Below are 7,806 nucleotides of genomic sequence, written 5' to 3'. Positions count from 1 at the left end.
TCTCATAGGCCTGCAAAAACTTCCGTCGCAAATCGTTGGAATATGCTCCCGCCATGCCGATGAGCAGAGAATCGCCATCTGTAGTCTACACTATCTTTGAAAATGGTCTAGAAGGCGGGCCGAGCCCCGCCTTTCTTTGTCTGGGTGCGAATTATGCGCCAAACGGGGTTCCTTTTTGGTCGCTCTTCTTTGCCAGTTTCAATTTGGTACAAAAGCAAACCACGGCAATTGCGATTTGGCGTACTTTCACATTGACAGAACCCGCCCCCCTTTCATAATTGGCTTCACCTTCCCCTCTCACAATTGATCTTACTTCAAGTCCGGAGGCGCGCCATGTTGCATCAAGCGGCCCTGGGGTCTCACCTTAATCGTTCGCTCCCGCTCACAGCTCTCATCCGGAGATTTCTCTTTCTGCTGATCGCCGGAACAATGCTGCTGCCATCGTCTGGGTTCGCCGCGATCGCTCCAATAATTCTTTCCTTCAGCGCAAAGCCAACCTCGATCGCGCTGGGAAGCTCCTCGAAGCTGAGCTGGTTGGTGTGGAACGCGACGTCGGTCAGCATTGATCACGGGATTGGCACGGTGGCAAGTTCCGGGAGCGTGTCGGTGTCCCCGACGGTGACCACGACCTACACTCTAACCGCGACCGGCCCCGGCGGAACGAAGACTGCCAAGGCGACCGTAGCAATCGCTGCGCCAACCGCTTCCTTCAGCGCAAAACCAACTACGATCGCGCTGGGAGGCTCCTCGACGCTGAGTTGGTCGGTGACCAACGCGACCTCGGTCAGCATTGATAACGGGATTGGCGCGGTGGCAAGTTCCGGGAGCGTGTCGGTGTCCCCGGCGGTGACTACGGCTTACACGCTAACCGCGACCGGCCCCGGCGGAACCAAGACTGCCAAGGCGACCGTAACAATCGCCGCTCCAACCGTTTCCTTCAGCGCCCAGCCAGCTTCGATTGCGCCAGGAAGCTCCTCGACGCTGAGCTGGTCGGTGACGAACGCGACCTCGGTCAGCATCGATAACGGGATTGGCACGGTCGCAAGCTCCGGGAGCGTGTCGGTGTCCCCGACGGTGACCACGACTTACACGCTAACCGCGACCGGCCCAGGCGGAACCAAGACTGCCAAGGTGACGGTGAAAGTCGCAGTCGTTGTTCCAACCGTTTCCTTCAGCGCACAGCCAGCTTCGATTGCCCTGGGGGGCTCCTCGACGCTGAGTTGGTCGGTGACGAACGCGACCTCGGTCAGCATCGATAATGGAATTGGCGCGGTGGCGAGTTCCGGGAGCCTGTCGGTGTCTCCGGCGGTGACCACGACCTACACGCTAACCGCCACCGGCCCAGGCGGAACCAAGACTGCCAAGGTGACGGTGACAGTCGCAGTCGTCGTTCCAACCGTTTCCTTCAGCGCCCAGCCAACCTCAATCGCACCCGGAGAGTCCTCGACGCTGAGTTGGTCGGTGGCGAACGCGACCTCAGTCAGCATTGATAACGGAATTGGTGCGGTGGCAAGTTCCGGGAGCCTGTTGGTTTCCCCGACGGTGACCACGACGTACACGCTAACCGCCACCGGCCCCGGCGGAACCAAGACTGCCACGGCGACCGTAGCAATCGCGGCGCCAACCGTTTCCTTCAGCGCACAGCCAACTTCGATCGCACCAGGAGAGTCCTCGACGCTGAGTTGGTCGGTGACGAATGCGACCTCAGTTAGCATTGATAACGGGATTGGCACGGTGGCAAGTTCCGGGAGCGTGTCGGTTTCGCCGACGGTGACCACGACCTACACCTTAACCGCGACCGGCCCCGGCGGAACCAAGACCGCCACGGCGACCGTATCGATCCTCGTGCCCACTGTTTCCTTCGGCGCCAATCCGACTTCGATTCTGGCGGGAGGCTTCTCGACGCTGAGCTGGTCGGTGACCTATGCGACCTCAGTCAGCATCGATAACGGAATTGGCGCGGTGGACAGTTCCGGAAGCAAGACGGTATCGCCGACGGTGACGACGACTTATACGCTCACCGCGACCGGTGACGGGGGGACGGCGACCGGGAAGGCGACCGTAACCGTAGTGCCAGCCACCATCGTGAAAGGAAACGCCGCCAAAGGGTGGCAAAGGCTGGGCACCGCGGTGAAGGCTACCGTCAACACGTTCGAGGATTCGTTGGTAGTTGCTTGCGTGATGATGAATAGCAAGACACCCAACTCGACGGTCACCGGGCTCTCGCCGAACCTCGGGTGGAAACGCGTCGGCGGCCCGGCGCTCATGGCAGCCAACGGCGCACTGGAGCTATGGGCCGGCTATACCGCCAGCGCGCTGACAAACCAGCCGATCACGGCGCGCCTGTCGTCTGCCGGCAATGCCGCCGATGGGGCGATGGTGGTGCAGTCGTACCGGCGCACGGCTTCCAATCCCGCTCATCCGCTGGCTGGTATCACAAACGTAGTGTCGAAGGTATCACCCAACAGCACCAGCTCGTCGGTCACGCTGCCCTCCAGCGGCCACAGCAACTCCCTGCCGATCGGCTGCGGGGGAATCGACGGCGAAGAAACGCCCTCGTTTACGGCCGGCTCCGGGTACACATTTGACGCGACGACCAACGACACGTACTGGGTCTCCGGCGGGATTGAGACCGCTAACGCGCTGCGGGGCGCCCCTTCGGACATGATCGTTTCCTTCACCTATCCATCCGGCGGCCGGAACGGCTACATCATCGGGGCGGAACTGATTGACGCCTCATACGCGACCGACGTGGGCCTGGTGCCGCCGACGGTGACATTCACCGCCACTCCGGCACGGATCGCGCCCGGCGAGACGGCAACCCTGACCTGGTCGACCATGGATGCGACCGCGGTGAGCATCGATCATGCGATCGGCGCCGTCGAGCGCGCGGGCTCGCTCGGGGTGACGCCGACGATCAGTACCACCTATACGATGACCGCCACCGGCGCGGGCGGCAGCATCGGCGTTCCGCTCGCCGTAGTCGTCACCAACCCGACGCCTGCAGCGGCGGCGTGCACCGATAACAGCTTCACCTTCGTTTCCTACTCGGACAACTATTCGGGCCTGGATTATGGGCTGACTCGCATCTTCAGTGAGATGCGCAGCTACGATCCGAATGTCCGGCTCCTGGCCACCAACGGAGACACGGATCCATTCCAGCGCGTCCGTGGCGACATCGACACGGGCTTGAACTCGCGCGTCAATTGCGGCGCAACGGTGTATCCGTGGTTCCCGGTCCCCGGCAACCACGATATTGAGGTCCAGGCGCAAATGGATTGGTGGGCGGCGAACTGGGCGACGAACTGGACGACGGACGCCGCCAGCTCGGCGATCGCGAAGCAACTGCCGGGCCTGACCAATTTCCGGCGCGGCCCGCTGCAAACGCTCAAATCCACCGGCGCGCTGTTCACGGTTGATCCCGGCACGACGTACTCTTTCGATTACAAGGGCGCGCACTTCGTGTTCCTCAACGACTACGAGTTCAACGACGCGAGCATGGATACGAATGCCGGGGTGTGGGACGTGAACGGAGCGGCAACCTCCAACCCGGCAAATTCGCAGCTCGATTGGCTGGAGGAAGACCTGACGCTCAACACGCAGCCGCTCACGTTCGTCTTCAGCCACGTCGGTCTGATGGCGCCGCCGTACCTGGGCCCGGAGATACCGGTGGTCTGGAGCGAACACAACAGCGCCTTCCACACTGTCGAGCTGGCGTCAGTGCTGTCGCAGCACAACGTCACGGCAATCTTCCGCGGCCACGATCACGTGGCCTCGCGGGAGTTGATCGACGGCAACGAGGTCGTCGTCTACCGGCGCGACTTCCCGGATACCGCCAACGACCCGGCCAGACCGTACGGCGATCCTGCGGCGTGGCAGCCGCTGCAGGTCCCGGGGCGCGTCTGGCAGATCGACGACGGAAGCGTGTACAACGAAATGGGAAGTTACGTGATTACGCAGATCACGCCGACGGGAGTGACCTTCTCGATCTACTACTGGACTTCCTCGACTACACCGACATTCTTGTGGGACACGTGGACGGTGCCGCTGCCACAGTGAGCGGAACAGATTACCGATGAGAAAGGCGGGCTGAGAGCCCGCCTTTTCATTCGAGCCCGATGCCTCCACAGCACACGCGAAGGCAGCGTGTGCCACAGGCCTCTCGTCACCAGTAAATTCCTAGGCCGCGTCCAGTTCTCCCGGTGACATCTGGTCCACGTAGCACCACAGCCAGGATTCGCCCGGTTCGATGGAGCGGATCAGCGGGTGGTGCGAAGACTTGAAGTGTTTAGTCGCGTGCTTGTTCTTCGAGGAGTCGCAGCAGCCGACGTGTCCGCAGGAGAGGCAGAGGCGCAGGTGAACCCAGGTGTCGCCGGTCTTCACGCAATCCTCGCAGACGTGCTTGTCGGTGGCGGTGATCTTGATCTGGTCGGTGTGCTTGCAGGACATGGCGTCACCTCTCTCAGTTCTCAAGCCTGAATTGCTTTCGTGCCGCGTGATGATTCTATCAACCCAGCGACTCCGGATTTCCTCTTTTCAGCCTAGACCGAGGACGCGGCAAACCGTCTTGGCGATCATGCGCTCTTCATCCGTACGTATGACGCGGACCACGACCCGGCCGGCCGCCGCAGAAATCACGCCCGCATTGGCCGCGTTCTGCTTTTCTTCCAGTTCGATTCCAAGGAATCCCAGCCCGTCGCAAATTCGGGCGCGGACCGTGGGCGCGTTCTCTCCGATGCCACCAGCGAACACCAGCGCGTCGAGTCCGCCGAGCGCGGCGGCAAATGCGCCGATCCATTTCTTGACCTGGTAGCAAAACAGCGCGACCGCTTCCGCGGCACGCACGTCCTGGGTTTCGCGCTCCAGCAAATCGCGCATATCGGAACTGGTCTCCGACACGCCGAGGAGGCCAGACTGGAAATTGACCATCTCGTTGAGTCGCTTCGCATCCAGGCTCTCGGAGTTTCCCAGATACCAAATCAGCCCAGGATCGAGGTCGCCGGAACGGGTACTCATCGGCACCCCGGCGGTCGGGGTAAAACTCATGCTCGTGTCCACGGATTTGCCTTCACGCACCGCCGCCAGGCTCGCGCCATTGCCGAGGTGGGCGAGGATGACCCGGCCTTGTGCCGCTGCCGATCCGGCCAGGCGGGCCAGTTCTTCCATGAGAAACGCATACGACAACCCGTGAAACCCGTACCGGCGCACCCCCCGCGCTTCGTAGCGGCGCGGGATCGGCAACAATCGAGCTACGCGCGGCAGGTCATGGTGAAAGGCCGTGTCAAAACACGCCACTTGCGGCAGATCGGGAAATCGGCGATGAAACGCTTCGGTCAACAGGATCTCCTCCGGCAGATGCTCAGGATCGAATGGACTGAGCCAGCGCAGCTCCTCAACTATTTCCGCAGTGATTCGCTGCGGCTGGCTATACTTCGGTCCGCCATGCACCACGCGATGCCCCACCGCGGTCAATGCATCAGGCCCGCTGCGTTCCTCGATCCAATTCATCAGAACGCCCACCGCCGCGGTGTGATCCGGCGCCGTCACCGGCCGCGAGTAGTTGTCCGCCTGTTTCAAGCCTTTCGCTCGCAAGGTCGCCTGCGGCAGTCCTATCCGCTCGATCGCGCCCTCCAGAATCCGTTGCAGCGAGTCACCGGCCTCGAACAGCGCGAACTTGATACTCGACGAGCCGCCATTGATCGTCAGTATGCGTGGGTTAGCCAGTTTCATGGATGACTCCTTCGTCATTCTGCAATTCCAACGAAGCCAGTTTCGCTTACGGCGACCTGTAATTCGCGTGAAGAATGTAATGCCGTGGTGACCTTTGCGCCAAGGTCTCCATCGGCGTGTCGAACGGCTTGTTGAACCCGAGTGCCCGTTGACCTGACACTTGCTGAGGCGGGCATGCTCAACAGACGGATAGTTGTAGTGGATAATGCTAACGCCGGATGACGGAGGCCATCGCGACCGAAGTCGGTTGAACGGTGGGAATGGTTGCCAGCGATGATCTGCGGCACGCAGGCAAAAGAATCGCGGGCCGTTTAGCCCGCGATTCTTACTCACGCGCGACACGGGACTTGCCACTAGTACCTTCGGCCGCCTCCGCTGTTGTAGCCGCGATCATAACCGGCGCGGAAGCCGTCCTGGTATGCCCGCTTGTACGCCATTTGGCTGCCGTACGAAGAGTTGTATCCGTTGTGCCCGTTCTGGTAGGTGCTGCTGTAGCTCGGCCGGTAGCTGTGGCCGTTGTTGCGGTCCGACTGCCCGTATCCGACCCCTTCCCGGAAGCCGTTGTTGTAAGCGACGCTCTGGGCGTTGTTACCGCCGTAGTTGCCGTAACCGCCGTACGGGCCCTGGCGGTACGTCCCATTGGGATAGCCGTACCCGCCGTAGTACCCACTGTACGGGCCTTGGCCGTACGTCCCATTGGGATAGCGGTACCCACTGTACGGGCCTTGGCCGTACGTCCCATTGGGATAGCGGTACCCACTGTACGGGCCTTGGCTGTATGTCCCATTGGGATAGCGGTACACGCGGTTGTTGCCACGGTAGCGGTCATCGCGGTCGTGATCGTTATCGCGCCGGCCCTGCCAGCCGTAGGAGTGGTCATTGTTACCAGGATGCCAGTCGCGCCCACGTTCCTGCTCCGCACGCCCGTGCCGCCCTCCTCGGTCATTGTGTGCCTGTGCCTTGCCCTGATCGTGCCGGCCATCGCGATCACGCTGTCCCCGCCCGGGATCTTGCGCGAAGCCGGCGCCCGTCATCAAGAAAAATACCGACACTGCTAGGGCCAACTTCATTATTCGGGATGTCATGTTCAACCTCCGTCCAGTGTGGGGCGCGGAATTGCCGGCCCGCAGGGGAAACTACTCTTGACCAAGTGGCTAATGTTGGAAACACAAGTGCCGGGACTTTGTTGCGGTGCTTGTACGCGGTTTGGCCTACTCCAAGACTGGACTGAATTTAAGTGTGGTCAGGTTTCGTGCGTCGCGGTTCGCACCCAAGGAAGGGGCTGCGCCTAAGAGACAAGTTCGGCGTCAACGGCCTTACTGGTGCGTGCTAGTCATTTGGGCTTCTTCCGCCAAGTTTTGAATCGCGAGACGCGTTTCGCGAACCATAAGGGAACATCCCCAGGACAGCCCCGCAACCGCGGCGGCGCCGGTCAGAATGGCGAGGGCGGCGGCGGCCTCGAACAGGAGTCTGCGTCCGTAGTAGGCGGCGATGGAGCCTCCGACCGACACCAGCGCCGAAGCGGCAAACAGGCCCAGGGCGGCATAGAAGTTTCGTAGCGCCTTGACCAGCAATTGCGCGCGTACGCGCAGGCCGTCGAACTGCAATGTCCAACCTTGGTGGTGAGCCGACCCGCTCTCCAGAGAGGCGAGTTGCGCGGCGACGGCGCGAGTTCGGTCCACTACGCGCGCCAGGCGGTTGCTCGTTCCCAGCGCCAGCACCGACGACGCGTTGGTCAGGATTGCCGGCGCAACCACGGCAGTCAGCACCGCGAACGGATTGTTGGCCACCGACGGATATTGCACCCTCAAACCGATTCCGCGAACGGGGAAGGCGACACAATTAAATCGCCACGCTTCTTAAGAAGTCGCTGGTAGATGGCCAAGAGCCAATATCAGACGAAAACCGCAGTTCTGGTTCTTTAGTTAGATTTGCACAAGAGGGGTATCCACTTGACTCAGGTGACCCCAACAGGTAGTGTGCTGGGCCATGCTGCAGGTCGTGGAGGATTATCCCAGGACGCTGGCGGAACTGGAAGCGCGGTTCAGCAGCGAGCAGGCCTGCCGGGAGTATCTG

General features: G+C 61.5%; 5 protein-coding genes. 1 reads left to right on the top strand and 4 read right to left on the bottom strand.

Annotated elements, in window-relative coordinates; all coding sequences use genetic code 11:
* The first annotated feature begins 333 nt into the window (after positions 1 to 333).
* The gene (locus LAN64_20105) at positions 334 to 4,059 is read left to right on the top strand and encodes a metallophosphoesterase (protein ID MBZ5570130.1); all 3,726 of its coding nucleotides are present in this window, start codon (positions 334 to 336) and stop codon (positions 4,057 to 4,059) included.
* A 120-nt stretch (positions 4,060 to 4,179) separates the two neighbouring features.
* Here LAN64_20105 and LAN64_20100 read toward each other — a convergent pair whose 3' ends face one another.
* From LAN64_20100 to LAN64_20085, 4 genes are all read right to left on the bottom strand, one after another.
* Entirely contained in the window at positions 4,180 to 4,449 is a 270-nt protein-coding gene (locus tag LAN64_20100) for a UBP-type zinc finger domain-containing protein (protein MBZ5570129.1), read from the bottom strand.
* 87 nt (positions 4,450 to 4,536) lie between these two features.
* The gene (locus tag LAN64_20095) at positions 4,537 to 5,730 is read right to left on the bottom strand and encodes an acetate/propionate family kinase (GenBank protein ID MBZ5570128.1); all 1,194 of its coding nucleotides are present in this window, start codon (positions 5,728 to 5,730) and stop codon (positions 4,537 to 4,539) included.
* Between the two features lie 353 nt (positions 5,731 to 6,083).
* On the bottom strand, positions 6,084 to 6,815 hold the full coding sequence (locus LAN64_20090; protein ID MBZ5570127.1) for a hypothetical protein: 732 nt from the start codon (positions 6,813 to 6,815) through the stop codon (positions 6,084 to 6,086).
* Positions 6,816 to 7,046: 231 nt separating this feature from the next.
* Positions 7,047 to 7,541, bottom strand: coding sequence for a DUF2721 domain-containing protein (locus LAN64_20085; GenBank protein ID MBZ5570126.1), 495 nt, complete (start codon positions 7,539 to 7,541; stop codon positions 7,047 to 7,049).
* Positions 7,542 to 7,806 lie beyond the last annotated feature (265 nt).

This window comes from Terriglobia bacterium (assembly GCA_020073185.1).
Taxonomy (GTDB): domain Bacteria; phylum Acidobacteriota; class Terriglobia; order Terriglobales; family Acidobacteriaceae; genus JAIQGF01.
The sequence above is the reverse complement of the archived record's forward strand: the minus strand, read 5'-3'. Positions and strand labels throughout refer to the sequence as shown.

Bases quoted from the DNA above. Each gene is read 5' to 3' on its own strand.
- LAN64_20105 (MBZ5570130.1), top strand. From the start codon at position 334: ATGTTGCATCAAGCGGCCCTGGGGTCTCACCTTAATCGTTCGCTCCCG.
- LAN64_20100 (MBZ5570129.1), bottom strand. From the start codon at position 4,449: ATGTCCTGCAAGCACACCGACCAGATCAAGATCACCGCCACCGACAAG.
- LAN64_20095 (MBZ5570128.1), bottom strand. From the start codon at position 5,730: ATGAAACTGGCTAACCCACGCATACTGACGATCAATGGCGGCTCGTCG.
- LAN64_20090 (MBZ5570127.1), bottom strand. From the start codon at position 6,815: ATGACATCCCGAATAATGAAGTTGGCCCTAGCAGTGTCGGTATTTTTC.